Annotated in this window: 25 protein-coding genes; 9 read left to right on the top strand and 16 right to left on the bottom strand. The window is 58.6% G+C overall.

Translation table 11 applies throughout. From position 1 onward, the window contains the following. Positions 1-93: 93 nt before the first annotated feature. On the bottom strand, positions 94-1755 hold the full coding sequence (locus NKI88_RS24340) for a DNA polymerase/3'-5' exonuclease PolX (RefSeq protein ID WP_352657838.1): 1662 nt from the start codon (positions 1753-1755) through the stop codon (positions 94-96). 107 nt (positions 1756-1862) lie between these two features. Further along, positions 1863-3761, bottom strand: coding sequence for a DNA ligase D (gene ligD, locus NKI88_RS24335; RefSeq protein WP_352657804.1), 1899 nt, complete (start codon positions 3759-3761; stop codon positions 1863-1865). A 421-nt stretch (positions 3762-4182) separates the two neighbouring features. On the opposite strand from ligD, the gene NKI88_RS24330 reads away from it, so the two are divergent. Continuing rightward, entirely contained in the window at positions 4183-4884 is a 702-nt protein-coding gene (locus NKI88_RS24330) for a Crp/Fnr family transcriptional regulator (RefSeq protein ID WP_352657802.1), read from the top strand. 81 nt (positions 4885-4965) lie between these two features. Further along, the gene (locus tag NKI88_RS24325; protein WP_352657800.1) at positions 4966-5211 is read left to right on the top strand and encodes a hypothetical protein; all 246 of its coding nucleotides are present in this window, start codon (positions 4966-4968) and stop codon (positions 5209-5211) included. A gap of 397 nt (positions 5212-5608) precedes the next feature. Here NKI88_RS24325 and NKI88_RS24320 read toward each other — a convergent pair whose 3' ends face one another. The 12 genes from NKI88_RS24320 to NKI88_RS24265 form a co-directional block, all read right to left on the bottom strand. Then, a complete protein-coding gene (locus tag NKI88_RS24320; protein ID WP_352657797.1) occupies positions 5609-7759 on the bottom strand; it encodes a type IV secretory system conjugative DNA transfer family protein in 2151 nt (716 codons plus the stop codon). Positions 7760-7771: 12 nt separating this feature from the next. Next, the gene (gene virB11 / locus NKI88_RS24315) at positions 7772-8797 is read right to left on the bottom strand and encodes a P-type DNA transfer ATPase VirB11 (protein ID WP_352657795.1); all 1026 of its coding nucleotides are present in this window, start codon (positions 8795-8797) and stop codon (positions 7772-7774) included. Then, positions 8794-10257 (bottom strand): type IV secretion system protein VirB10, encoded by a 1464-nt coding sequence (gene virB10 / locus NKI88_RS24310; protein WP_352657792.1) that lies wholly within the window; start codon positions 10255-10257, stop codon positions 8794-8796. The genes virB11 and virB10 overlap by 4 nt, the downstream gene beginning before the upstream one ends. Then, on the bottom strand, positions 10257-11054 hold the full coding sequence (locus NKI88_RS24305; RefSeq protein WP_352657790.1) for a TrbG/VirB9 family P-type conjugative transfer protein: 798 nt from the start codon (positions 11052-11054) through the stop codon (positions 10257-10259). The genes virB10 and NKI88_RS24305 overlap by 1 nt, the downstream gene beginning before the upstream one ends. Further along, positions 11051-11758 (bottom strand): VirB8 family type IV secretion system protein, encoded by a 708-nt coding sequence (locus NKI88_RS24300; RefSeq protein ID WP_352657788.1) that lies wholly within the window; start codon positions 11756-11758, stop codon positions 11051-11053. Before NKI88_RS24300 ends, NKI88_RS24305 begins: the two co-directional genes overlap by 4 nt. 99 nt (positions 11759-11857) lie before the next feature. Next, a complete protein-coding gene (locus NKI88_RS24295) occupies positions 11858-12883 on the bottom strand; it encodes a TrbL/VirB6 family protein (RefSeq protein WP_352657786.1) in 1026 nt (341 codons plus the stop codon). A 180-nt stretch (positions 12884-13063) separates the two neighbouring features. Then, positions 13064-13771: a type IV secretion system protein gene (locus NKI88_RS24290; protein WP_352657835.1), complete on the bottom strand. Its 708-nt coding sequence runs from the start codon at positions 13769-13771 to the stop codon at positions 13064-13066. Between the two features lie 36 nt (positions 13772-13807). Next, the gene (locus NKI88_RS24285) at positions 13808-14965 is read right to left on the bottom strand and encodes a transglycosylase SLT domain-containing protein (RefSeq protein ID WP_352657784.1); all 1158 of its coding nucleotides are present in this window, start codon (positions 14963-14965) and stop codon (positions 13808-13810) included. After that, the gene (locus NKI88_RS24280; RefSeq protein ID WP_352657781.1) at positions 14949-17351 is read right to left on the bottom strand and encodes a VirB4 family type IV secretion/conjugal transfer ATPase; all 2403 of its coding nucleotides are present in this window, start codon (positions 17349-17351) and stop codon (positions 14949-14951) included. The genes NKI88_RS24285 and NKI88_RS24280 overlap by 17 nt, the downstream gene beginning before the upstream one ends. Beyond that, on the bottom strand, positions 17348-17641 hold the full coding sequence (locus NKI88_RS24275; RefSeq protein WP_023720449.1) for a VirB3 family type IV secretion system protein: 294 nt from the start codon (positions 17639-17641) through the stop codon (positions 17348-17350). The genes NKI88_RS24280 and NKI88_RS24275 overlap by 4 nt, the downstream gene beginning before the upstream one ends. A gap of 3 nt (positions 17642-17644) precedes the next feature. Then, positions 17645-17959 (bottom strand): TrbC/VirB2 family type IV secretion system protein, encoded by a 315-nt coding sequence (locus NKI88_RS24270; RefSeq protein WP_023749602.1) that lies wholly within the window; start codon positions 17957-17959, stop codon positions 17645-17647. A gap of 12 nt (positions 17960-17971) precedes the next feature. Next, a complete protein-coding gene (locus tag NKI88_RS24265) occupies positions 17972-18433 on the bottom strand; it encodes a lytic transglycosylase domain-containing protein (RefSeq protein WP_352657832.1) in 462 nt (153 codons plus the stop codon). Between the two features lie 208 nt (positions 18434-18641). Between NKI88_RS24265 and NKI88_RS24260 the strand changes: the two genes are divergently transcribed. Genes NKI88_RS24260 through NKI88_RS24250 form a run of 3 tightly spaced genes read left to right on the top strand, consistent with a single transcriptional unit; the run spans position 18642 to position 19950 of the window. Next, positions 18642-19244, top strand: a complete 603-nt coding sequence (locus NKI88_RS24260) for a hypothetical protein (protein ID WP_352657778.1) — start codon at positions 18642-18644, stop codon at positions 19242-19244. Further along, positions 19241-19789, top strand: a complete 549-nt coding sequence (locus NKI88_RS24255; RefSeq protein WP_352657776.1) for a thermonuclease family protein — start codon at positions 19241-19243, stop codon at positions 19787-19789. Before NKI88_RS24260 ends, NKI88_RS24255 begins: the two co-directional genes overlap by 4 nt. Continuing rightward, positions 19786-19950 carry a hypothetical protein gene (locus NKI88_RS24250; protein WP_352657773.1) on the top strand — a complete coding sequence of 55 codons (165 nt, stop codon included), beginning with the start codon at positions 19786-19788 and terminating at the stop codon, positions 19948-19950. The genes NKI88_RS24255 and NKI88_RS24250 overlap by 4 nt, the downstream gene beginning before the upstream one ends. On the opposite strand, the gene NKI88_RS24245 is transcribed toward NKI88_RS24250, so the two are convergent. Continuing rightward, entirely contained in the window at positions 19947-20291 is a 345-nt protein-coding gene (locus NKI88_RS24245) for a hypothetical protein (protein ID WP_352657771.1), read from the bottom strand. The two genes, NKI88_RS24250 and NKI88_RS24245, sit on opposite strands and share 4 nt — an antisense overlap. 340 nt (positions 20292-20631) lie before the next feature. Between NKI88_RS24245 and NKI88_RS24240 the strand changes: the two genes are divergently transcribed. Further along, positions 20632-22245 carry an RcgA family putative transporter gene (locus tag NKI88_RS24240; RefSeq protein ID WP_352657829.1) on the top strand — a complete coding sequence of 538 codons (1614 nt, stop codon included), beginning with the start codon at positions 20632-20634 and terminating at the stop codon, positions 22243-22245. After that, positions 22235-23260, top strand: coding sequence for an RcgR family putative quorum lactone hydrolase (locus NKI88_RS24235; RefSeq protein WP_352657769.1), 1026 nt, complete (start codon positions 22235-22237; stop codon positions 23258-23260). Before NKI88_RS24240 ends, NKI88_RS24235 begins: the two co-directional genes overlap by 11 nt. Positions 23261-23421: 161 nt before the next feature. Here the strand turns inward: NKI88_RS24235 and NKI88_RS24230 are convergent, their stop codons facing one another. After that, on the bottom strand, positions 23422-23955 hold the full coding sequence (locus tag NKI88_RS24230; RefSeq protein ID WP_352657767.1) for a helix-turn-helix domain-containing protein: 534 nt from the start codon (positions 23953-23955) through the stop codon (positions 23422-23424). 120 nt (positions 23956-24075) lie between these two features. Between NKI88_RS24230 and NKI88_RS24225 the strand changes: the two genes are divergently transcribed. Together NKI88_RS24225 and NKI88_RS24220 are read left to right on the top strand one after the other, a co-directional pair. After that, positions 24076-24678 (top strand): hypothetical protein, encoded by a 603-nt coding sequence (locus tag NKI88_RS24225; protein ID WP_352657765.1) that lies wholly within the window; start codon positions 24076-24078, stop codon positions 24676-24678. A 56-nt stretch (positions 24679-24734) separates the two neighbouring features. Further along, entirely contained in the window at positions 24735-25193 is a 459-nt protein-coding gene (locus tag NKI88_RS24220; RefSeq protein ID WP_352657763.1) for a hypothetical protein, read from the top strand. The last annotated feature ends 225 nt before the right edge of the window (positions 25194-25418 follow it).

Here is a 25418-nt window from a genome sequence, read left to right as displayed (position 1 = left end):
GCCCGGATGAGAACTCACATTCCCTTTCGCGCGGCTGGGAAGTTTTTTGAGAAGGACGGACTCCTGCGCTGATAGGCCGGGCGCACAAGCAGTTTATGGCGTTTGCCTGCGGCGTGCGAGATGCGCAAGGAGGGCAGCCAAACGCATCGCGTTCAGGACCCGCTTCGCAGGGACACCGCCCTTGCGCGCCATCTCGACACCCCAATGCATGTGGTCGAGCTCGCGGATCGAATGAGCGTCCGGATTAATGCTGAAGATGCAACCTTGATCGAGTGCCTGTTGATGCCAGCGCCAGTCGAGGTCGAGTCGCCACGGATGTGCGTTGATTTCGACAGCGACGCCGTGTTTCGCACACGCTTTGAGGACTTTGTCGACGTCGAGATCATAACCGGGCCGGCGCAACAGCTGGCGACCGGTCATGTGCCCGATGATTGTTGTCCGAGGATTTCCGATCGCCTCAATGATACGCTCCGTCTGTTCCTTCTTTGGCAACTTGAAGCGGCTGTGCACGCTCGCGACGACGAAATCGAACGTCTCCAAGATATCGTCCGGGTAATCGAGCGAGCCATCCGCCAGGATGTCTGCCTCGATGCCCTTCAGTATGCGAAATTTTCCATTGTATGCCTTGTTCAGCCGGTCAGCTTCGCGGTGCTGTTCAGCAATCTCCTGTAACGAAAGGCCGCCTGCGTAGTGAGCGGACTGTGAATGATCGGCGACACCATAATATTCGAAGCCGCGCTTGCGAGTGGCTTCAGCCATTGCCTCAAGCGTTTCGGTGCCATCGGATGCGGTCGTGTGGGAATGCAGGATGCCATGCAGATCTTCATCCCGGACGAGGGTTGGTAGCTTCTGCTTTGCCGCTCGCTCGATCTCGTCCCTGCCTTCGCGCAATTCAGGCTCGACAAACTGCAAGCCTAGCGCTTGATAGATTTCCTCTTCTGTCGCTGACGCGATCAGCTTTCTCCCGCGATGAAGCCCGTCGGCGTCTAGGGTGAATCCCTTGTCGGCCGCGAACGTCTTCAGTTGCTCAAGGTGATCTGCCGACCCGGTTGCTTGGAGCAGGCTCGCGCCAAAGTGCTTCCTGTCCGTGACAACGAGCCTGAGGGTCGTATCCTCGATTCCAGTCGACTTTCTCCCCTGCGCTACCAGGGCGAAATCGGAAACGAGTTCGCAACCGCGCCGGAAGTCACCTGCAATTTCGACGCGCGAAAATTCGGGATGCTCTTGCTTCACTGATGTGACCGCATGTTCGAGAAGAGCGGCGGCCTTATGCATGTGAAATTGCGTTTCGCCGCTTCGGACAATGGCCAAGTTCTGCAGGACCTTTGCCTGAAGGGCTGCGCCGAGGTCTTTGACTGGGCGTATACGATCTTCTCTCGCCGCGGCCTCGAGCTCCGCCAGCGAGTTCACGCCGAGCGCCTGATGAAGCTTGAGGATCTTATCGGGACGAAGCCCGGGTATGGCAAACAGCTCCATCACGCCCGCTGGAACATCCTCGCGCAGCTTCTCAAGGCTCGGGTGCGTGCCGGTTTGGTAAAGCTTGGTCACGATATCTGCGATCGCATCACCTATCCCCGGGATCTTGGTGAGGGCGCCGGCGGCGATGATCCGATCAAGCGGCTGCGATAGCGCCGTCAGACTGTCCGCGGCGCGCAGGTATGCCTTTGTGCGATAGGGATTGTCGCCGCGCATGGACGCCCGTTGCGCATATTCCCTCAAAAGATTGGCGACGGTCATCGGATCGATTTTTGCCATGGCTTCAGCCAAATGAGGCCGATCTCCGCAGGTTCCAATCAGGCAGGGCCATGAGCGCCGCGTTGCCCTTTGAATGCTGGCTTTCCTGAGTCTTCCCGCGTCGGACGCTACAGATTGGGCAAGGATTGGTCAGCGCGACCCCATCCAGCCAGAGCTTTGGAGGCTGCGCGTTTCTTTAATTCAGGAGCATCGCCCACGTGGAAATGAGCGGGCGCATCTATTGTCTTCATCTCTGCCCACGTAATCGGTGCGGCGACAGGGGCGCCCGGACGTGATCTTGCGCTGTAGGGCATGATCGCGGTCGCCCCGCGCTGATTGCGTAGATAGTCAACAAAGATGCGACCCTTGCGGCGCGCCTTTGACAACACGGCCGTGAAATGGGCCGGATCGCTCTGGGCGACCGCCTGCGCCAGGCGAGACGCGAAGTCCTTCACCTCTGGCCACTCGGCGCCAGGGGTGAGGGGCGCGATGATGTGCACTCCTTTGCCTCCCGTCAGCATCGGGAAAGTCGTAAGCCCGAGCGATTTAAGGATAGCGCGGAACTGAAAGGCAGCGGCGCGGACGGACTCAAAATCGAGGCCTTCATCGGGGTCGAGGTCGAACACGAGGCGGTCCGCCTTTTCGACATCCTCGATCCGAGCCCCCCATCCATGAAGCTCAATCGTTCCCATCTGGACGCAGGTCATCAGTCCGTCGGCATCGTCGACATAGAGATATGGTTCCTCGTGCCCGTCCTTCTCCGTGATGCCGACGTGGTGGACTTTGTCGCCGAAGCTGCCGGCGTCGTGTTTTTGGAAGAAGCATTTCTTCGCGCGGCCCTGTGGGCATCGAACCAGGCTGATCGGCCGGCTGCCAACCCAAGGGAGCATGATCGCCGCGACCGCTGCGTAGTGGTCGGCGAGCTGTCCCTTGGTGATGTTGGACTCCGGATAGATTACGCGGTCACGGTTGCTTATCGCGATGGCGGTTGTCCCAGACGCGGCGAGATCGGCTGCATGACGTTCCGTCTCGAGCACGACCGCCTCTGGCTTCTTGTCTTCGCGGAGACCAAGATAGCTCGGATGTCGTAACGTCCCTTCATTTGTCATTTCGGTGAAGGCAATCTCAGCTACCAGTTTGGGACGCAGCCAGTGTGCGCCGCGCACTTCGGCCCGTGGTGCGTCGACCGCCGCGGCCTTCTGCTCAAGCGGCGCCATGATCTTCAAGAGACGAAGAAGTTCAGCGGTATCGAAGCCGGTGCCGACTTTCCCGGCGTAACGCAGCTTGCCGCCGTCGTGAACGCCAAGGATCAAGGACCGAAACGCGCGGACCTTGTCGGACGGCGTCCAGCCGACAATCACAAATTCCTGGCGCTTAATGCATTTGATCTTCAGCCAGCTTGCGCCGCGGGCGGCCACATAACTCGAATCCGCGAGCTTTGAAATAACGCCCTCAAGGCCGGCTGCGCAGAAGCGATCGAGCAACTCTTCTCCGCGACCGAGGATATGGTCGGAGTAACGAAGGACCGGATTCTTCGCAGGCAAGATCGCCTCCAGCTTCGCCTTGCGCTCAAGAAGAGGAAGCCTTGTCAGATCTTCACCGTCGAGCTGCAGCAGATCGAACGCATAAAGGTCGATAGTCGCCGGGGCACTCTTCAATGCATTCTGAAGCGCCTGGAAGTTAGATTTTCCTTCCGCATCGACAATCACGGCCTCGCCGTCAATCAGGGCGGATCGCACCTTGAGCTTGCGAGCCTCGGAGAGGATCGAGGGAAAGCGGCTAGACCAATCCAGACCAGATCGTGTATAGGCTCGCGCCTCGCCACCGCCGACGGCAACGAGAATACGATAGCCATCGTATTTCATCTCGTGGATCCAACGATCGCCGGCAGGGATCCTGTCCACGAGCGTTGCGAGCTGGACCGGCCGGAAAGCAGGCGGCGCTAAAGTGACCTCGTCACGAGCGGGCGACTTCGCTCGACTAGCGCTCGACCCACTGAATGCCTTACGCAACGTTGGCTTGACCACTCTGCCTAAACCATACTCAGAGACGAATAGCGTTCCGCGTCCAACGCGCGACTACTTCTTTAGTTTCCTTGCAGGGCGTATTGAGTTTTCGCGATCTTTGTCGGCTCGCTTGATTAGCGCCTCGGCCTGAGGCCCTGCTTCCTGGGTCCGGCCCTTCCACTTCGCAATCTGCGCACACAGCTCACTGGCAATAATTAAGAGCAGGAACGTGCCCAAATGCCGCCGCAGCGTATCCGCTTTCTGCCATCGGCCTTAAAAGCCCGGTTGGGCCTCCACCGAGGGAGCCGACTTTCTCCAACTTTTCGCCAGAGGCGGATTCTTTGCTAGTCGCGCATTTGAAGCCTATGCTGTCGCATCGGCCGCAGATCCTTCGGACGCAGCCGACAGTAAGAGGTACGTGCTGCCCGTATGGGAGAGAGCCATGCCCCAATCCCTTCTTCGCAACCATGTATTGAAAGCTCTCTCCTCAGAGGATTTCACGCGATTGCAGCCGTCACTGCATCACGTCGAACTAGGCATCAAAGCCCAGCTTGAAGTCTCATATCAGCCGATCGAGGGTGTATATTTTCCAGAGATGGGCATCGCGTCGGTGGTCGCTACGATGACTGGGGGGCGGCAAAGCGAGGTCGGCATCGTCGGCCACGACGGCATGACAGGAGTTGCCGTTATCCTCGGCCAAGACAGGTCTCCCAACGAAACCTATATTCAGGTCGCAGGTAATGGCTGGATTCTCTCGATTGAAAACCTTCGCTCTGCGATTGCGGCAAGCCAATCCCTTCGCGAGTCACTGCTTCGCTATGCCCATGCGTTCCTTGTCCAGTCCTCCCGGACGGCACTGGTCAACGGCCATTCGAAAATCGAGGAGCGGTTGGCCCGCTGGCTGCTGATGGTCCAAGACCGCGTCGAAGGAAATAGGATCTACCTGACGCATGAATTTCTGGCGACCATGCTTGGCGCTCGGCGTCCCGGCGTTACCATCGCACTCCAAATGCTTGAATATCGGGGCCTGGTTCACGCCAAGCGCGGCGAGATCACGATTGTCGACCGCGTTGGAATGATCCAACTCACACATGGTGCTTACGGTGAGGAGGAACAAAGTCACTTCGGCCTTGCCTCCGCCTGATTGTTCGGATTCAGACAGACCCTTGCAGGCTACGGAATTCCTGCCGTAAATCGCGTTGAGGGTTTTAGGGAGGTTTTCTCGATGACCAGTAGTTTTCACACCGTCACAGTTGAAAGCGCCGCTGAAGCCTACGTCCTCTCCCGAGGCAAGGCCCGTTTTCTCTCCATCGCGCAGGCAATCCGCGCCATCCGAACACTCATGCCGGCATGCCAGGTTACCGACCGCGACCTGGAGGAGTTGGTGGCGGCAGCATCCATTATTCACGGCGTGCCCGTCGCGTTCGACTTAAAAACAGCCGTGGCCGCAGAACCACGGCTCCATTCATAGGGCCGGTGATGCCTGCGCTCGCACAGACGCCTACCTTATCGGATGTTCGCCAAGCGATTGTCCGCCACCTGATCGACAACATCGGCAGTCCGAGCATTTCGATATCCGAGGTTAGCCGGACCGTGAGGAGAATGCTTCCGCTCTGCGAACTCACGGATTGGGAACTTGGCGATGTCATTGCGCGAAGCGCGGTCGATGCGGGATTTGCGATTGAACTTGACGGGGTGGACCCCTGAAACGCCTGTCGAGGTCCAGTATCGTCGACGGTTCGCGCCGTGTGATCTTCTCGATTGAGACATGGTACTGCCCGAAGCGCGCGGCAATGTCCTCCGCGGCCATGACGTGTGCGACAAGGTCACGGTAGACAATGACCTCTCCGCCGCATGGGAGTGCTAGCCTACCCATCGACTACATCTGGCAACGTATCTTCGACGATGCTCAGATTTCGATCGAAAGTGTCGGCGTCGGACGCGTTGGCGCGCAGAGAACGCACCTTGTTTAGAATGGCGGCAACCGCCGCTTCTTTGTCGGGCGCTATGCGCGTTGTCACCGCTTTGGCCGCCAAGGCGGAAAAATCTATGGCGGCATAGACCGGTACCGCTGCAGCGTCTGTTGCTTTCAACCGGTCTTTTACGATTGCGCGCCGGCCCGGCGGCGGAGCTATACGGCCTGCTTTTGCGGCAAATGTCGCGCCGCGCCGCAGGCGGGCCTGCAAGAGGCCTGAGCGATACGCGGGTGCTGTCGGCACAATCGTCGGGAGCACAGGAGATGGGAGCGCCGCAGAGGAGTCCGCGGCAGGGCTTTTCGTGCGCGAAGCGTCGGTAGAGGCGGGCAGGGGCATGAACGCGCGTTTGGCGAGCGGACCGTCGGCGAAATAGAAATTGCGCGTGCCGAGGATTGGCAGTTCGCCGCGCGGCAATATGATGACCTTGTTCTTGTCGAGCGTACGGATTTCGTCCGGCCGCATCAGGGGCCGCCGCACTTCCTTGCGGTGCTCCGAGCGCGTGTAATAAGTGTCAAACAATGTTGCCTTGGTGCGCGTCACGTCCTTTTGCACGTCCGACGTTTCGCCAAGCTGCTCGGAAACGTAGCGCAGATCGTCCGCATCCTGCGCACCAAAAAAGATCTGCACGCGAGCAGCGTTGATGAGCGTCTTGCGCCCTTCCTGGCGATAAATCTCGTCTACCGCCTTCAGCGACTGCACGAAAAACCACATGGAAACGCCGTTGCCGCCGAGCACGCTCGCCATTTCGGTCACGTTCTCGAGTTTGCCGAGGTTCTGGAACTCGTCGAGCAGCACAAGCACCGGATGCTCGTTCGGACGCGGCATGGTTTCCGACATGAAGTTCATCATCTGCGTAATCAGGACGTTGAACAACGGTCCAAGCGACGTAATCTGCTCACGCCGCACGTCGAGATAAAGAGAGATCCGGTCGCGCTTGAGCTTGCGAATATCGAACGTGCTGCGCGACGTGGCTCGCATCAGGCGCTCGTTGAGAAAGGGCGCCATGCCGGTGCGTACGCCAGCGTAGATTCCGGAAAACTGCCGCTCAGACATCTCGAAATATGGCAACAGGGTTTGCAGCGTGAAATGCGAGCATTCGCGGCGGCGTTCCTCGCGCAGCGAGCCGATGAACTCCAGGAGCGGCTGCTCGGCACCGTTCATGATCTCGAGGATTGTGGCAAAAGTCTTCTTCTCGTTCGGGATCGCCGGCGATTCCATGACGAAGGACGCAATGCCGGTAAAAAGGAGGCGGGCGTCGTTAACCCAGTACGGGTCTGCATTTGAGGGCGGCCGCGGAAACAGCGCCGCAGCGATATTGCGAAGGTCGATGTCGCGCTGTGACGAATCCAGCGAGATGAAGTCCATCGGATTGTAGCATGCGGTATTGCCGTCCGGATCAGCCGGCGCGAAACGCACCACGCGGCTGATGGTGGAACGGTAGCCGGCGGTCGCCGCATAGGTCTCGCCGCGCAGGTCGAGAACCACGAGCGAATGCGGCCAGGTCAAGGCGTTCGGGATGATGAGAGACGTGCCTTTACCCGAGCGCGGCGGCCCTATGACGAAGCCGCCGACATCATCGCCATCAATCCACAATTTCTTGCCGCCAATCAGTCTGCGCTGCGTCAAGCGGAACTTGCCTGAGCGCTGATCGCGGCGCGGCGACAAAATTTCGGCCAGCCTGCCGCCGGCTCGACCGACGAAGACGCCGCCCACTTTCGTCAGGCCGGTTTTTGATACGTCGCTCATGGTCATGAAGCGAGAGTCATTGCGCTTTCTCGGACGCATGAGAAACAAGCTGACCAGTGGCAAGAGAAACCCAAAAAATCCCGCCGCAATGGCGTATTGCACCCGGTCAAAATTTCTCGCCATCGTGTCCGCCCAGGCCTGACGAACGACCGGCAATGGATTGGCGTTCAGCTGGTCGAACAGGACGTGGGAGCCAGTCCGGTACCAATCTGTCGCGACATAGGCGACCGTGAAGAGCAGGGCGCCCATGGCCATCGCCATGAGCACCATGAAAATTGCTGTTGCGATTTTCTGCATGGATGGGCCTCGCTAGATCGTCTCCGCCTTGGTGAACTTGATCTCGCTGATGCCTCGCCGGCCGCCTTCGGTGCGGACCATCTGGACGACCACCGGAATGACCTCGCGTAGATAGTCGAGGATTTCACTCCGTGAGAGCCCCGTACTGCCCTGCATGACCATGAGCGCCAGCCGCTCGAAGGCGGACCGGGCGGAATTGGCATGAACGGTCGTGAGCGAACCAGGATGGCCGGTGTTGATCGCCTGGAGAAACGCGAAGGTTTCAGCGCCGCGTAACTCGCCCAACAGCAGACGGTCGGGCCGCATGCGAAGCGAGGCTTCGAGCAGCTGTTGCGCTGAAACTTTGGCAAGGCCCTGGTCGCCCTTCGAGGCTATCAGGGTAACGTTGTTGGGAGCCGGCAGCCTCAGTTCGCGGGTGTCTTCGATGGTGATGATCCGTTCATGAGCCGGGATCTCCTTCAAGAGTGCATTCAAGAACGTCGTCTTGCCGGTCGACGTACCGCCAGAAACGACGATTGAGACTCGGTTGTGTACCGCATACTGCAGGAACTCCATGGGCGAAGTGTCGTGCAGCATTTCGACAAGTCGCTTTTCTTCGGCTGACAGCGCAAGTCCGCTGCCCATCGCCGTGTTCTCGAATGCGCCGAGATCGTTGTAGGCATCAAGGCTCATATCCATGATGACCTGCTTGCGGATCGAAATCGCCCCGCCTTCGGGAGCCGCCGGGGGCAAGATGCATTGGATGCGCTCGCCCGAGGGAAGAGCGGCCGACAGGACCGGCTTTTCTTCGTTGATGACCTGGTTGGTCGCCGAGGCGACGCCGGTCGAGATATGCCTAATCCAGCCGGGCGTGACCTCGCGCTTGACGACGTGTTCCATTTCCTTCGCGCCGAGGCGTTCGATGAACAATTCACCTGGCCTGTTGATCGCAATCTCGGACACCGCAGCTTCGTTCAAATAGGACCATATCGGCTCCAGATGAGCGCGCAGGACCGGAGCTCTCGCCCAAGGATCGGGGATTGGATGGACGGCATTCATTTCACCGGGCTCCCATAGCCGGGATAAAAATGATCCTTCGGCGTGCCGTAGAGAGGCGTCGGATCGATCGCCTTCTTCGGCCGCCCGCCTGCCTTGAGGCGTGCAACTTCTTCCTGGACGGGATCGGCGTACAAATCCGAGAAATCGAGATCTCGCCGCACCAGCACGACGACCGATGTGCCCTGGTCGACGTAGACCGTCGGGCCAATGTTCTGCGTATCACGAAACGCCTCTTGCGCGAGTTGCTGCAGGGCGGTCGATGATTTGTCGAAGGCGATGCTACGCGCGTCGCGCTGCGAGCCATTGCCGCCATAAGTCACGGTCGTGGTCTCGCCGGTCACGGGATCGACCGTCGACACCTGGCGCTGTTGTCCATTCTGGCTGCTATCGGAAAGCGAGGACAGATATTCAGAGACACCGCCAACGACGGAAAGCATGATGGCGTTGCCGTAGCGTTCAACCCAGTGCGTATCAACACGCCCGCCCATGCCGCCGCGGCCGAGCGCGTCTGCCCCAGGCGATTTGATATCGACGGAAATACCGTCCGAGCGAATGACCCTGCTCCAGACGATGAAAACACGCTTTTGACCGCGCGCAAGTCCCGAGCGGTATTCCCCGGTCAGGCGCGAGCCCTTCGGAATGAGGATCCGCCTGCCGTCGAGCGAGAAGACATCCTCACGCACGACTGCGCGCACGGCGCCGGGAAGGTCGGTGTTGATCGCGGTTTCCAAATAGCCGCGAATGATCGTTCCTTCGGGGACCAACGCGTCGGTACGCCGGAAGGCCCTGGCTTTGACGATGCCGGAAGAACTTGCCTCCGACTGCGCCAGGAATGTCTTGTTGGGATCACTGTCGGCGCCGGGGACCGGGACGATCTGACCGTCGGGCGCGATTTCGACCTGCGCCGCCTGGGCGCCGGCATCTGTCGAGCCGGTTTGATCATTCGTCACCATCTGGTTCGACCGCAGGCGTTCCCACACCGCTTTTTCGTGCTCGGCGGCTTCAGCCTTGCGGCGAGCCTCGTCCTCAGCCGCGGCCTTGCGACGGGCTTCTTCCGCCTCGGCCTTGCGGCGAGCCTCCTCGGCAGCCATTTGTGCCTCCAGCGCTCGCCGCTGCGCGTCAAGGTCCGAGCCCTCCTGCACCGTCTGATCGACATTGTCAGCCTGTTGCGTGCCACCCTGGTCGGCGGCCGGTGGCGGCACCACGATCTGGTCGATCGTGCCGTCGGCAGGTTGCGGCGGTTCGTTCAACGCCGGCGGGCGGAACTCGGGCGGGTTGAAGTTTTCCTCGCCATCGCTGCGAACGTCGCGCGATACAGGCTCCCTGGGCCAGTTCAGCCATATCAGCGCGCCTACCAGCACCACGCCGAGGCTGACCAAGGCGATCCTGGTACCCACGCCCGCACCACGGCGCGCGACCTTCGGGCCGCCGTCCAGTTGGTTATAATCGATCTGGGTCATCACCGCCCTCCGCTGGATCCGAACAGGGTGGAACCGCCTGTCAGTTTCGTTGGACCGTAGACTTGCTCGACGGGATCGATCGCGTTGGCTCGCGCCCGGTTGTAGAGGCAGAGCGTCTTGCCATCGGCCCGCAAGGTGAATTGCCGTGCGACCTTGTCGATGACGGTGTATTTGCCCTGCGTGCGGACGTTGACCAGCGACTCCTGACGCTTGTCGTCGACAACGAAGATCGCCGGAATGTCGCCCTTGAACTCCAGAAACACCTTGGTACCGTCGTCGAATACGGTGCGCGGCTTCAGGCTATCGTCGCCCTTGTAGGCGTAGTCGTAATTGAGATCGGCATAATTCAGATCCTTCAAATCCGGATCGGCGGCGCTCTCCTTGGCCTGTGAGAGCAGGCGCGCGTTGATATCCTCGTCCGGGTATTTGAACCGGACCTGGAAGGATGCCCGGTCACGGCTATTGTCAGTCGCCTGCAGCAGCAGGGAATAGACGCGCCGGTTGGTGACCACGTTGACGTTGGTCCACGCATCGCGCTCCAGCGGCTTGACGAACAGAAATCGCGATCCGCGTTTGGGGATGATCGACCAGCCTTTCGTGTCGCCAGCCGACACGGTTTCGATGACTTCGGTCGGGCTGAGCTCGACCATCGTGGAAATGCCAAGAGCGGCGCGCACCGACGTCACGTCGTCGTTGTTGAAGATGACATATCGGATGCGGCCGTCGCGTGCGGCCGCGCCGTGCATTGTGCCGAGCAGAAGGGCGGCCGGCAGGGCGAGGCTTACGCGCCATCTCATTGCAGGCTCCCAGCGGCGGGCGCCGATTCCTGGTCGCGGCGATAATCCGTAACCTGAAATCCAAGCGGGTTGTCGAAACGCCATTCGTTCTTGAGCGGCGTCGAGGTGTAGCGGAATTTTATCACCGCCACCCAATTGTCGGCGGTCGACGAATTGTCCCGCCGCGTCGTCGTGGCAAAGCGCACCGAGGCTGTGTTGCGATTGAGCAGGGAAACCGATTTGATCTCGACCGAGACAGTGACATTGCGGCCAAAAATCTTGTCCAGCGATTGCGGGTTTGCAGGCGTATAAAGCCACGTCAAATCCTTGGACGCGGCATCGGTGGAATAGAGCTGTGCCAGGTCGTAATTCTGTTTCAGTTCACCGGAGTCGTAGGTTTCGCGGGCCCTGATGTAGCGCACCAGATTGGCGGCCGTGACGGCGTCGTTCTGGGACAAATCGCCAGGCTTCAGCGCGCGCATGATCTCGAGGTAGCCCGTCGATTTGTCGACCTCCACAACATATGGTTCGAACTGCCGGAGCGGCAGGATCAGCACGAGCGCCAGCAGCGACAGCATCGCAACCAATCCGGAAACGCCGCTGACGATCCAGGCCAATGTGCGCGATCGGCGCATTGACCGATGCGTGTCATCTTCCCAGGTCGCGCCAGCTCTGTAATAGCGCTTGTCTACGACTTCGCTGCTGTTGCTAGCAGCTGTTTCCATTGGAGTTGACACTTTACTATTGCCTCGTTTGCGCGACCATTCTGATCCAGAGCCGCGATCGGTAATCTTTGTGTTCTCGTTTAGGCCAGAGGCCTGGAGTTATCGCGCGCACCTTGTTGGATGGCGAACCGGGTTGCGGCATCCGCCCTCGCTGCTCGCGAAGTTCGAAAACTGTTTGCCGCGAGCTGCCGGGCGCCCCGAGCGGCGCGGCCGGCGGCCCCATCGTGCACCGGAGTAGCGCACGGCATTCCTGCCGAAGGTCCCATAGGAGTAGCGAGCTCCCACGGTGCTGAGATACCCGCCGCCGTTCAGGATCGAAGCAATCGAGGGTATCTGCATGAGAACGTAGATCCCGATGATCGTCACCAGAACCAGCGGCAGCACCAGCGACATTTTGCTGTCCATGGTCGCTCCGCCGGACGTGGCGGTGTTCAGCGCCGCATTGACGAGCGAGAAGTAGAAACCGAGAAAGCCGTAGATCAGGACTTGCTGGATCATCAGAAAGGTGGTCAGCGAAAGGAAGCCTTCGCTCATGCGCGAGGACCATCGATAAAGCCAAAGAATGATCCATATCGGCGCCAAGGCCAGCGTGATGAACAACATCACTTTGGCGGCGATGATCGCGGCAATGGCAAGCGCTGCGAAGATGATGGCAGACAGCAGGACGAGCAGCGACAACAGCGCACCAAAAATGTCATAGAAGGATCCGCTGTAGACCTGATTGGCGACGTCCTGGGCCCCTTGGTACAGATTGTCGATCAGCGCTGGAATTGCCGCCTGGTCGCTAAGCTGATTGCCGGTGGCCCGCGACACGGCGCCGACGATCACCTTACCGACCTCGTCTGGAATGCTTTGCACAAGCTGATAGATCGTTGACGAAAATGTCCCCCATCCGGTCATCAGCAGATAGATGATGACGGCGCGGCCGAGGCGATAAGCCGCTTCGATTGGCGAAATTGACTCTCGCCCGCTCAGGATCGAATAGCCCCACCACACGATATAGAGGGTCAGCATGAGGGTGAAGACGTTGCCCATCGCATGGCCCAACTGCATATAGACGGTGCGGACGAAGTCCTCGCCGATCTTGTCAATGCCACCGAGAATGCTTTCGGCAAGACCGTTCATGGATCCTCGTCAATGATGCTGGCGAACGGCGAATTGACCGGCTTCAGCGCGCCGCATTCGTCGGCGTGGGCATACGCCAAAGGCCCGCACGGAGCTTTCAGTTCGCGATTTGCGCATCCAAAAAGCCCTGCGCCGAGCCCGATCACAACGCATATGCGCAGGACTCGCCCCGACAAGCGTTCAGCCCCCGCTCTTGCCGAATTCCGCGAACGGATTGACGGTGCGCGGTGTCATCATCTTCTGCACCTGGCTCTGGCGAAGAAGATCTCCCTTCAGCTTCTCATTCAGGGCCGCGACCGCACCGTTCTGGACGCCGATCAATTCGTTGACCGCGCGCGCGTTTTCCAGCTGCATTCGTGTGTTCTGGTCCACCGATCCCTTGACGTCCTGCGACTGCCCGATTTGGCCACTCGCGGACTGCAGGGACTGTTGGCGCTGGGTAACGCCCTGCGAAGCCTGCGAGGTCAATGCGCTTAGCAGCGAGGCCACATTGACGCTGCCGCCATAGGCGGTGTTGACGGCGCTCGTCTCCTTGCCGGCAATCTGCTGGAGCTGCTTCACCAGTTGGAGCCCATTGATGACCGCGCCGGCGATTTTCTGGATTTCGGGCGAAAGGCCGCCAAACGAAAGAGCCCCGCCGTTCAGGATCGATCCGAACGACGGCGCCTGGGCAATCGACATATTGCCGCCAAGGCCTATCTGCCCGATCCCGAGCGAACCGTCACGACTGCCGCTGAGAGCCTGCAGGATCTCCTCGCTCTTTTTCAGGATATCCTTGTTGGAGTCCATGATGGAGTTGGTGTTGTCCGCATTCTTGCGGGCGACATCGAGATTGGCGCCATCAATGACGGCAATCTGTGCGTGGGCCGTGCTTGCCCAAAGCGCCATGCCGGCAGCAATCGCGAATTTCTTCATGTCAGCCTCCTATTGCTGTAGAGAATTGATCACGCTGGCAGCGCCGGCAGGATCACTGGTGATGATCATCGAGCGACTGTCGGCCGAGCTTGCCCCCGCGTTCTCAACCGCGCATGGTAGCCACCGGCCGCGATCGATCCTCAACCGCTCCAATTCCGCGGGATCACAAGAGAACGGGTTTGGAGAGCCGCTCTTCGGCCGTTGCACCAGCTTGGACGACTGCGATGCCTGAACATTCTGCAACGAGAGAAGTTGGGCCAGCAACGTCGTAAAATCCCCCGCCTGGGCGAGATACTGATTGGTGACATCGGCGTTGATCCCACGAGCCGACGAGTTTAGCTCCCACGCATCCTTGTATTCGGTCACCTGGCCAACGTTGCCCGCCAGCGCCTCGATTGCAGCATTGTTGGCGCCCATCTGCGATGAGCTTGCATCAAGGCCGCCAGCCGCCTTCCTCACCGTGCCCATGGCCGCGTCCTGAGCCGTGCCGCCGGCGCCGTCGGCCGTTACGATCGAGAATGGCGGCGGGGCGCCGGCCGGAGCCTTGCCGCTCGACACATAGTCGTTGAAGTAGCTGTTCCAGCGGCCGACGCCGCCGGCCCATTGGTTCTGCTCGCCTGCGTTCGATCCGTTGTAGAAGGAGGCGAGACAGCTGTAGTTCGTCGCCCCGCATTGCTTCACGCCCATTCCGAGGTATTTGACGCCGCCTTCGACATTTTGCTCGTTCACGTCGCGGTCCAGTCCCATGGACTTGCCGGTGCCCTTGGTCAGCTGCATGACGCCTTTGACGCCGGTGTGGCTCCCGGCGCATGTGTCGAAGCGCGATTCCTGATAGGCGACGGACAGTGCCAGGCCTTCGGGCACGCCGTATTTTTGCGAATAATAGCGGATCATCTTCACGTTGCCCGCGTCGCGCTGCAACGCTTCGGCAGGCGACCGGCGAAACATCTGTGAGCGGTATTTGTTCGAATAGGTGCAGACGACGCTTTTCTTCTTGTCGGTTTCGTCCTTCTTGGCCTCATCCGACTTCGTGCTGTGCTGCTCGTCCTCTTGCCGCTTGTCGAGGTTCGGCCCGTCGATCACCGCGATCTGAGCGACCGCCACGCTCATGCTTTCCGCCGTAGCGAGAGCCATGACCAGACAAGCGCTGCTAAGCCGCTTCGTCATGCTCGTTCTCCCATCCGCAGAAGTATGGCAGCCACATCTCTGGCTCGTCGCCGAAGGTCTCCCGGAGCCGTGCGCATTCCTTGCTGTTGGCTTCGTTCGAGGACAGAACCTTGATGAGATCGGGCATCGCCGACAAATCGAGCTTGGCCACGATCGAGTCGCTGTCGTGCTTGACGAGGAAGGTGCGCGTCTCCTTCGCGGTTCGGCGCACGAACTCGAATTCCTTCGCTGTCAGCGAGAAGCGCTCCATGTAGGATTCTTTGCTCGCCTTCGGGTTGGGGAAGAAAATGTTGGTCTTCGTTTGCTCGATCAGTGACGACGAGATGGAGGAATTGACGACGTCTTCCGCCGTCTGCGTGCCAAAGCCGACGACGCCGTTGCGGCGACGAATGGTCTTCAGCGTCTCATTGATGAAAGCAGCGAAAACCTCGTCGTCCAACAGCTTCCAGCCTTCATCGAGGAAGAGCATGATCGGCGAGCCGTCGATGACGTCCTCAAGCCGATGGAAAATGTAGAGCAACGCCGCCGAACGCAGCTTTCGATCGCCCAGGATCTTGGTCATATCGAACCCGACAACCGGCTTCGAAAAATCGATCAGATCGACGGGATTGTTGAAAAGCCAGCCCTTGTCCTTCGGGTCGAGCCAGGGCTGTATCCGCGCGGCCAGATCGTTGATGCCAGGCATGAGCGACCCCCGCAGCACTTCCGGCAGCAGGTCGAAGGTACGCTGTTCGCGCGGGATCTTGTAGATCATGTCGACGGCGGCGTTGATGACGCGCATCTCCGCTACATCCAGCGCGCCGCCTTCCGGCGTCAGAATGTAGATGAGCAAATCTTCCAGGAAGGACCGGTTTTCTGCCGTGTCCTCAAGCTGCAATGGCGCGAACCCGGTCGGTTGAGAAGGCTCCATCACCTCATAGCGACCGCCGAGCGCCCGAACGAAAATTTCAGCGCCGCGCATGTAGTCGAAATAAACACATCGCGGACGCGGCATGATGCGCATGGCCTGCGCCATCAGGAAGGACAGCACCACGGTCTTGCCCGAGCCGGTCGGGCCGAACACCGTAAAGTGCCCGACATCGTGAACGTGAAAATTGAAATAGTAGGCCGTCTGGCTGGTCGTTTCGAGCAAAGCGATGGGGCGTTTCCAATGAAGCCGCTCACGTTGGCCGGACGGGAAATTATGTCCTGAAAAAAGGCCGGCGAAGTTCAGCGACGAGATCAGCGCACGTCGCGCGATGTAGCTGAAATTTCCCGGCAACTGCGCCCAGAAGGCGAGTTCCGTGTTCAGCGTCTCGCGAACCGGCACGATCGACATGCGCGAAAGCTCCGCCGTGATGTCGGATAGCGCACGGTTGAGCCCAGTCATGTCCGATGCCAAGGCCATGACGCTCATATGATGTTGTCCGAAGACGACTTCGCCGCCGGCCAGCTTGTCGGCGCCGTCGTGGACGGAGTCCTCGACCGTCGTGCCCGCCTCGTCGGAGCCCTCAACCTGGTTCGCGATGGTGTTGATCCTGCGCATCGCCGTGACACGATCTTCGATCGCAAAACTCTGCGTCAGGACAAACTCATGCGGCAGGCGCAAGAGACCGTCCAATGAGCCCGGAGCGGTGAACGGTGGGTATTCCTTGATCGACACCATGGCGCCGAGCTTGCCAGCGTCCGGCCCGCGAAGTTCCAACGCGGACTTTCCGAAAAACAGCTGTCGTGTCGCCAGCACATCGCCAAGGCTCATGCGCGGCAAAGGCATTTCCACGTCGACGCCGCCGGCGAGGATCTTCGCCAAAAATTCCGAAGACTCGGAAAAGAAGCTGTCGCGGCGCTTCACGACGCCGAGAAGACGCGCACCATAAGCCGTGAAATCCTTGACGACGCCGTCGAGAACGTCACGCAGTTCGACTATTGCCTCTTCGCGGGTTTCTTCGCCCGCCGTACTGATGCGGAATGCATTGAGCGCCTTGTCCACCCAGCCGACGCGGCCGACCATTGGGCGGCGGATGACCGTCAGATACGCCTCGTTGACGAACAGGTTTTTTGCGCCAAGCTCATCCATGTAGCGGGCGTCGAGCTCCGCCACGAAAGGATTGTCAAAGTCGCCTTCGATCTCCGGCGTCACGTGACGGCGGATGATCGTTGTGTAGACCGCAAAGCGAGAGGTCGAGAGATTGCGGAACGTCGTGTTGCGGTTGAACATGCGGCTGTTCAACTCGGCCTGGTCCATCGTCTGGAACGGCAGGCCACTGAGCTGGATGACGCCGATCAGAAAGCCGCTCTTCGTGACGACCAAATTGTCATCGACACGGCGAAGGTAAGGGATGTGCATCGCCGCGGGCTTTTCACGCCGGCGCTCACGGCCAAATTTCAGGTCGGCATCGAGGCTCATGGCGAATAGCTCCTCGCCCCCCAGAAAGTAAGGTTCGCCACCGCTCCGCGTTTGGAGACGCGCCGCTCGAAAATATGAAACATGTAGGGGTCGCGCTGGCACAGATATGCGCTGACCAGATGCACTACGCCGAACACGCCAAGGCCGAGCATGAAGCTGCTCGTGGCGATAAAACCGATCACCGCCAGGATGCCGTTCAGGGCAAAAACCTCATAGCGCACCCCCCATTTCATCGGGGGGCGTGTCAGTGGCAGGCTGACCGGCTCGACATAGACTTCCTCGTCATCCATGTCTCAGCTGCCTCCCGCGGTCGCACGAACCGCATCCACCAGCTGGGCAGCGCCGAAGATCAGAGCGATGCCAATGATGATGGAGAAAGCCATCATCCACGCGAGCCGGCCCGTCATGGCGAGGAAACCGAGAAAACAGACGGCGATGATGGCGAATGAACGCGCTATGTTGCCCTGCAGAACTCCGACGAACCACTCCAGCACATTTTCGACTGGCGCCGCCGACTGGGCATACGCAGTGGCTGGCGCGAGAGCTATTCCGACCGCCGAGGCCAAGGCCAGTTTCAGGGCAAATCTGCCCGCTTTCCTGTATTCCACCCTTGGCTCCTTTCAGTTGCCGAAATCCATGACATGACCACCCTGCCAAGCGTCCTCGCTTGCTGGCGGAGCGGCCGCGAGCGTCTCGGATTTGGTCAGGGCGGACTTCTTCACCACACCGCCGGCGAACTTCCAGCGGTTCAGTATTTTCACAATGTATTCCGCCGTCTCCGGATTCACCGGAATACCCTGGGCCTTGTAGACGCTATTGGGCCCGGCATTGTATGCTGCCAGCATCAGCAGCGGGTCCCCGAATTCGTCATAGAGTGACTTCAGATAGCGAAGGCCAGCCCGGACATTTGCCTGTGTATCGCAACGGTCGCTCACACCCAGATCGGCCGCCGTGCCCGGCATCAGCTGCATGATTCCCAAGGCTCCGGCCTTTGAGGGGCCCTGACTGGCGCCGAGATCGCTTTCGGCCCATGCAATTGTCTCGGCCAGATCGGCCCGGCCTTTGCGCCCCGACCGCGGCAAGGGCTTGCGCCGGCGTTGCAAAGGCGACTGCGACGCGGTCTGATGCCCTGTCCTGCCCGTGCGCTTGCAACGGCATCGTGGCGCCAAAGAGGGTGACCAGAAAAGCGAATCGAGTGTTCATACTGTCGCCAAAATTTAACACTTTACTATGGCTACACGCAGCCCTAGTAAAGTGTCAACACGATATGCGCCGCAGGGACGAATTTCAATGAAACAGACTGCCCTTTGCACGGTCTTGCTGCTCCAAGGTGCCGTCGCTTATGCTGCCGGCGCCGATGCCCCAAGTGCCTTCGCGCAGCCGTCGGAGCGCTACCTGCTCCAGTTTGCCAAGCCGGGAGAGAAAGTGTTCGTCTATGAGCGCTACGATGCGAAAGGCGGGCTCTTTCAGCGCGATGCGACGACCCTTGTCTCGCCGGTCAAGGTGGCCTCGGCGACCGAGCGCGTCATCAACGGCATGGCGTATCGACTGCGCGGCCTTGCAGCCTGTTCAAAACCAAAGATTCCCTACAAGGCGCAGCAATGGGACTGCACGAAAGCCGCGCAGGACTATGAAGAGGCAATCTACAACGATCGTGCATCTGTCGTGCTCTGCAAAACGCTTGTGCTGCACAGCAAGAAGGGTGAACCCGACGCCGTGTCGTGTTTCTCTCTCGTGGGTGCGGGCAACGCAAACGACCCGTACAACGTCGCCTACGACGATGACGAAATGGTTTTTTTCGACATGGCGGCGATCGGACGCAACAAGGACGGCAAGTCGCTGCGCCCCGATCTCGAGCATTCCGCCGACCTCGGTGGACAGTTCCAGGAATGAAACAGGCGAGCTTTGCAATTCTGGCCGCATTCTCGGTATGCGCATCGGCGCAAGCGCAGGGTGCCCCCGCGTCTCCCGAACCCGCGCCCTTCGCCGTATCGAAATCGGCTCAACTGCTGACCGGAGATACCTGGCGTGACGGAGACCACCTTTTCCGCCTCTATGGCGTCCAGTCATGTCTTCGAGGCACATCAGCTGAAGAGCCAAATGGCAACAAAATCGACTGCGGGAACACCTCGCTGGCGCACCTTGCTGCGCTGTTCGATAGCGCGGCGGTTACATGTCAGCCAATCGGCTACGCGCTCGACAAGGCGGTTTTTGTAGTGTGCGGTGCGCAGCTCAATGGCGACACAATCGACGTCGGCACAGCGCTTATAGCGACCGGATACGCGTTTGCCGCAACGACAGCAAAGGGCAAAGCCGTCAATGCGAACTACCTCGCCGCGGAAATCAACGCTAAGATGAAAGTTGTGGGTTTGTGGGGCACGACGTTTCAGCACCCTGTGCAGCTGCTGCTAAACAAGCGATCGGAGATACAACAATGAAGCACGACGATGATGCGCATAAATATTACTATCCCGTGGAAGGACGCACTGAAGGCGCCATCGGCGATGCTATCGCTCTCATCGCGATCATCTTGGTGCCGGCAGGAATCTATGCGGCCTGGAATACCGTGGCCTCATGGATTTCAGCGCTCTTCTCCTAGGACTGCAGTTTCGCGAAAGAACCGAGCAACGCGCGAAAATCGTCGACATCAAGCTCGCACCAGTCGTTCCCCAACAACCGCTGGAAATAAGCTGCCTTCATTTTCATCTCAGCGACATCGGCCACCTGCGCAGCGGCCGCGCGCCGACGCGCGATAGCCTCTTCCGCCATCAATGAATCCAATCGCCGGCCGATCAGGGTCGCGTACGGCTCTTCGGCCCTCATCCATCGCCTGCCGAGACGTTCAACCATGGCGACTGCATGACGATGCGCCGCGAGCAGACTCGCGACACCATCGGCCTCTTCTATCACTCCGTTATTACAGACCACTTGAATGGGCATCGACCGGCTCCATGCATGACAATTCGTAAATGATACCTGGGGAGGCGAGAAAAATAGGAATGGGTTCATCCCTCCGCTTCTCAGGCTCCCGAAGCCCTGGCTTCCCCACTGTTCGCTCATGAGGTCACACTACCCTGCGACCAGACAAACGTTTCAGTTGGCCGGCGGTTTGCGAAGCATCTCCTACGCAACAACGTGTTCAGCCTCTCCAGCGGGTCACCCGTCATTGGATGTCTCCCTGGCCGGCCAAAATCGAGTTGATAAAAACGTTGATTGAGGAGGAAGGCACGATAGGATACGAAGCCTAGCGCAACGGAACGAAAAAAGAGCCTATAAGTTGTTGTTTAAGAACGGAAAGTTATTTCTCCCTCCGCCGAGAGACGGGAGTGATTTCAAAGAACTATTCAAACGACTGGCGGCGGCGGGTGCGGGTCGACTGTTGGACAAAGATGGGTTTCCTGCTGGCCCATGGACGCCCGAACTCCTTGCAGAGGCGATTTCACTGATTGATTCCAATCGGGTTGGAGTCGATCTGCGAACGGTGCAGCTTTGGTTTCAAGAGAACGAGAAGGGAATTAGCACTGCCAACATTCGTTGGCTGGCGAGGATTTTTGGATGCGATGATCCGGTCGCAACTAGCGAATGGCAGATGGAGCTTAGTGAGGCGCAATCGCGGTTATCGGCCAAGAGACGAGAATGGAAGAGAACCGGAAGCAGCGTTGCGCAGGAGCTTCCAGATACGGCAGTGACTGCGGCCATCGATGACGAGACAGACTGCCCGGTAGAACTGATACTGGATACTGACCCCAAGGGGCCGAGCCGGCGCTTTAGTTTGGCTAGGAAATCGGAGGCGTTTTTTAGTCGCGGATCTCCCCTGAATTTACCTGCGTCGGTGTTTGCGGGTGTCACCGCTCTTGGGTTTTTGTCGTACCTTACAGGGATTCACAGCGTGACGTATGGCCGGGCGGATGGCGTCGTCAAGCAGGTTGGGTTTCTTTGGACAGCGAATTGGACATTCGTCTTCATGGTATTTTTGCCACTGTTTTTTGCCTTCGTGACCGAGCTGGTGACCTTTTGGAAAGATGAAGGCCGCCCAAAGCTTGTGACGCAGGGCGACAAGATGGAGAGCGACGATGCCTGGTCCCGCACCGTACAAGCTTCTTCGTATTCATATTGGGCGGTTTTTTTGATTTGTGTGGTGTTCGCCGGTCTTCTTCAGTGGATCGGCGTGTCTTTAATCCCGTTGCTAAAAGGGGGTGGCAACTATGCGACGGATTGGGGCTCGTTAGCGATTGTACGCCCTGAGGTTATATCGGTGCCGGAAGCGGTCGTGTTCACGGGGCTCGCTTACCTGTATATGTGCCTCTGTTTTTATCTGTTCTTCGTAGGCCTGATTTTGCTTTATACGGTGATCCATGATCTTTGGAGTATTGGAGAGACAGCGAGTAATCGGCCGGAGGTGGACTATCAACACAAGCTCCATGAAGCCAGCCTCAGGGTTATGCGTGCGATGTTTCGGTGTACTGTTTTGGGACTTCTGATCGCCATAGTCATGAAGCTCCAGAGTGCTTACCTGACATCGCGTGGAGAGAATATTGTGTCTTGGCTGGTCGGCGATATGTCTTCCGCCTTTGATGGACGCAACCATGTGAGCACCGAGATCATCTATCGTAGGCCCACCCATTACAGTAGCCTTCTTATCGCTATTTCGACCTGTGTGGTATTTGTATACGGATCCATCCGTTTAGGTGTTGAACGTCGGTTTTATATGTCTTTGTGGAGAATGTCAGCGATCGTAGCGTTACTCGTGGCTAGCTACTTGCTGATCGATGCATTTGCTGGCTTTTCGATCCTTCTGGGGGTTGGACTGCTGTTCTCAATGTACGGCCTGTTTGATCCAGGGTTGGGGCGAGGGCAAGCGAGTAAGTTAGGAAACAATCAGAGTGTATCATAGTTGGCTTGATCGTTGGGATGAGCGGCGGGCGCGGCGCGGTGAGGAAGGGAAGAAGCCATCGGATTTCGCCCTTGACGCGGAACTCGCCTTTCCAGGTGCGAAGAAGATAACAAGTATCGAGGAGTTCTGTGCCTTTGCGGACCAGGCTGTGGCTGATCCAGCCTTTTTCGATGACCCGAATGTGAGTGATCAGGGGTTTGAACGGCTAGATGGGTGGCTCAAATTTCCATCGGGCATTTCTACTGATATTGAACAGAACAATGTCGTGTCGGCGAAAATCACAGAAAGCGGGTCGTTCGATCAGGCGATGGTGATTTTTCACCATTGGAATGCGAGCGCCCGGAACCGTCAGATTGCCAACTTTTTCTCCCAGCGTGGTATCACGGTTGTCGAGATTGCTATGCCTTATCACTTCGAACGCAGCCGTCCCGGCTCCGTGCACGCCGACTATATGCTTAGCCCTAATCTCGGTCGAACAATCCAATCTGTAAGGCAGGCAGTGTTCGATGGGCGAAAACTCTTACGTTGGTTGAAGATCGAAGGCTATCGAGAGATTTCGGTTCTCGGTATGAGCTTAGGCTCCTGGGTTGCGGGGATGGTCGCGGCGCACGACTCGGCTGTGTCAAAAGCCTCGTTGTTTCTGACGGCCGGGAGTCTAGCGGATATGGTTTGGACGGGTCGCGCGACACGATTGATACGTGATAGCTTTGAGCCTGAGATTGAGCTGACCGATCTCAGAAGGGCCTGGGATCCACTTAACTTGGAGAATTACGCACACAGTTTGGCGCGGCCTGATCTCGATCTTCATGTCGTGTTGGCTAAGAGAGACAAAGTGGTGTTGCCAGAGCTATCGGAGAGGTTCATGCAGAGGCTGAAGGACGCCGGAGCTAGGCCAAATATTTTGAAATTAAACTGTGGTCACTATTCGCTCGCCATGCCGCCTTACATTTTATTGGCCGGTTTGAGCTTGAAACGGTTTCTGTCGCGTGCTGACAAGTCGGCCCGGCGAGCATGAGTTTGGCTTTGGCCGGTCGTCATCCATGTCAAAGTCCTGTTATCATTCCCGCCGCTAACAGCCGACGCTGACAGCAGCGGCCCGACAGCCGCGGCGGGGGGCGCTAGTCGGCCGCCGGGCCTGACCGGCAGGGCAAAGGAGCGACGCCGGCGCTGGGCGAATTATGGCCCTTTAGGAACACTCGTGGGGGGCGAGGTGTCGGCTCTGCCAGGCGGGTTCTTTTCGGAAAAGAGGAAGGTCGCCGGATCAAGTTTCAACGCCTTGGCGATCGCCGCAATCGTGTCCACGCTGATATTGCCACTCGCGCGTTCGAGTTTCATGTATGTCGCCTCCGCCACGCCGATGAGCTCGGCCATCTCATAGCGGTGCAAATTACGTCGTTGTCGCTCAAAATCGATGATGTGCGCCAGCCGCTTGCGGATCGCATTGTCGTCCAACCGATGCGCCCAATCCGGAACTTTCTTACTGCCGGCGAGCAGTCCTGCGAAAGACACTTGCAAGCCGTTTGCCATGATCTGTAGCGTCGTCAATGTGACATTATTTTTCTGACGCACAGTCTGAATGTAGGTTCGATAGGCCAGTTTTTCGCCCTCGGCGGTCCGAAACAGTTCGGCCATGTGCATATGGGATAGGCCGCGTCTGGCTCTCTCCCGCTCAAGCGTCAGGGCAATGTTGGCGCGCAACGGGTTGTTCACCACGCCTCCGTCGTCTCGTTTCATAAATCGATGTAGTCGCACAAACCTGCCTTTTCGACCTGTCCTTTTTCGCGCGGATCGTCCATAGTAAACTGTCAAATCTGCAGCGAGGAAAAGGCTATGACCATACTCAAATTTCTACTGGGGGGTGCCGTCGCCATCGCGGGCGCCGCGGCTCTTCCATCCCAATCAAAAGCGTCGGAATGGGGCTGTCAGGTCCTCCTATGTCTTTCCGGCGACTGGCAAGGCACCCCCTCGTGCCACCCGCCAATTTACAAGTTGATTGCGGCGATGGAAGCCCCGGGTTTTAATTGGCCGACCTGTCCGCAAGCCAACTCCAGCGCGGCGAGATTTGACAAGTATGAGGACTGTCCGTCTGGCTGGCAAGCAATTGGCAGCTCCGAATCCGATCGGCCGGGCTTAGGTCAAGAACGGAACATCTGCCGCCTCGCGGCTGATAGGCTCTCCTTGCCCGTCGTTTTCAAAAACAACGCCCTCGGCGGGCATCATGGAGACGGATCACGTCAGGTCCAAATCGAAATCGACGGTAAGGCGGTTGCGGCAACAATCCAGACCGCGGGGAACGATCGAGGGCATTCCATTGGTAATGGCCCCACCTACTACACCATCCCTCGACCGATGCGCGGAAAGCCCTGGTTCATCGAGTATGATGACGCGAACGGCGTGCGCCAGAAAAGCTGGTTCAATCTCAATATGCCATGAGCCAGGCGATCACGCAGGACGAGGTACTATGGGGTCGCAACTCATGGAGGTTTGTAGTGTTCAAGACGCTTCTGCTGTCCACAGTGATTATGAACACAGGCGCAGTGCTGACGGCGGCTGGTCAGAGCGACAGGCCGCGATCAAGCGTGGACAATCCTATGTGGCCCGCTTCACTGAAATGGGACTGCAAGACCGCTGCCAAAATCGTATGTGAGCGTGATGGCAGTTGCTCAGTGGCTGAGGACCACACTGGATTTGTGCTGAACTACGGCAGCAACGAAGCTGAGTTCCCGGCCAGCAATGTCAGGATCAAACGCCACTATCAACAGACCGTACAGGCAAGCCCTTTGCAGCAGGAAGTTAAGGTCGAACTGGCCGACAATCGCGTTCTTTGGCTGACGGCCGTGGATGCCAGCCGCACTTATTCGGAAGCGTGGGTCGGCGCACTGAGCGAGTTGAAGGGTGGCGCGGTACTGATGGAATCCGAGGGAGTCTATTGCATGCCGCACAAGTGAGTGCGCCGAGTGGTTAGGCGAGCGAAGGCCGATATGGTCTGACCCTGGGGCGCCGACCCCGATATTTCAGAAAAGTTCAAGGGCTTTGCTATCCAATTTCATCGGACGATGAGGTGGCGTTAAGTAGCATCGATCTGTTGAGCCGGGATGTCGAGAAATCTTTACTGTACAACACTGACGGTTTGCCTCGCGACCACTGTCGATAAGACTTTGCAAAGCAACATA

This window comes from Mesorhizobium sp. M0317 (assembly GCF_040321555.1).
Lineage (GTDB): Bacteria > Pseudomonadota > Alphaproteobacteria > Rhizobiales > Rhizobiaceae > Mesorhizobium.
This window is presented reverse-complemented; position numbering and strand designations above follow the sequence as displayed.

Bases quoted from the DNA above. Each gene is read 5' to 3' on its own strand.
- NKI88_RS24340 (WP_352657838.1), bottom strand. From the start codon at position 1,755: ATGGCAAAAATCGATCCGATGACCGTCGCCAATCTTTTGAGGGAATAT.
- NKI88_RS24330 (WP_352657802.1), top strand. From the start codon at position 4,183: ATGCCCCAATCCCTTCTTCGCAACCATGTATTGAAAGCTCTCTCCTCA.
- NKI88_RS24325 (WP_352657800.1), top strand. From the start codon at position 4,966: ATGACCAGTAGTTTTCACACCGTCACAGTTGAAAGCGCCGCTGAAGCC.
- NKI88_RS24320 (WP_352657797.1), bottom strand. From the start codon at position 7,759: ATGCAGAAAATCGCAACAGCAATTTTCATGGTGCTCATGGCGATGGCC.
- virB11 (WP_352657795.1), bottom strand. From the start codon at position 8,797: ATGAATGCCGTCCATCCAATCCCCGATCCTTGGGCGAGAGCTCCGGTC.
- virB10 (WP_352657792.1), bottom strand. From the start codon at position 10,257: ATGACCCAGATCGATTATAACCAACTGGACGGCGGCCCGAAGGTCGCG.
- NKI88_RS24305 (WP_352657790.1), bottom strand. From the start codon at position 11,054: ATGAGATGGCGCGTAAGCCTCGCCCTGCCGGCCGCCCTTCTGCTCGGC.
- NKI88_RS24300 (WP_352657788.1), bottom strand. From the start codon at position 11,758: ATGGAAACAGCTGCTAGCAACAGCAGCGAAGTCGTAGACAAGCGCTAT.
- NKI88_RS24295 (WP_352657786.1), bottom strand. From the start codon at position 12,883: ATGAACGGTCTTGCCGAAAGCATTCTCGGTGGCATTGACAAGATCGGC.
- NKI88_RS24290 (WP_352657835.1), bottom strand. From the start codon at position 13,771: ATGGCGCTTTGGGCAAGCACGGCCCACGCACAGATTGCCGTCATTGAT.
- NKI88_RS24285 (WP_352657784.1), bottom strand. From the start codon at position 14,965: ATGACGAAGCGGCTTAGCAGCGCTTGTCTGGTCATGGCTCTCGCTACG.
- NKI88_RS24280 (WP_352657781.1), bottom strand. From the start codon at position 17,351: ATGAGCCTCGATGCCGACCTGAAATTTGGCCGTGAGCGCCGGCGTGAA.
- NKI88_RS24275 (WP_023720449.1), bottom strand. From the start codon at position 17,641: ATGGATGACGAGGAAGTCTATGTCGAGCCGGTCAGCCTGCCACTGACA.
- NKI88_RS24260 (WP_352657778.1), top strand. From the start codon at position 18,642: ATGAAACAGACTGCCCTTTGCACGGTCTTGCTGCTCCAAGGTGCCGTC.
- NKI88_RS24255 (WP_352657776.1), top strand. From the start codon at position 19,241: ATGAAACAGGCGAGCTTTGCAATTCTGGCCGCATTCTCGGTATGCGCA.
- NKI88_RS24250 (WP_352657773.1), top strand. From the start codon at position 19,786: ATGAAGCACGACGATGATGCGCATAAATATTACTATCCCGTGGAAGGA.
- NKI88_RS24245 (WP_352657771.1), bottom strand. From the start codon at position 20,291: ATGCCCATTCAAGTGGTCTGTAATAACGGAGTGATAGAAGAGGCCGAT.
- NKI88_RS24225 (WP_352657765.1), top strand. From the start codon at position 24,076: ATGACCATACTCAAATTTCTACTGGGGGGTGCCGTCGCCATCGCGGGC.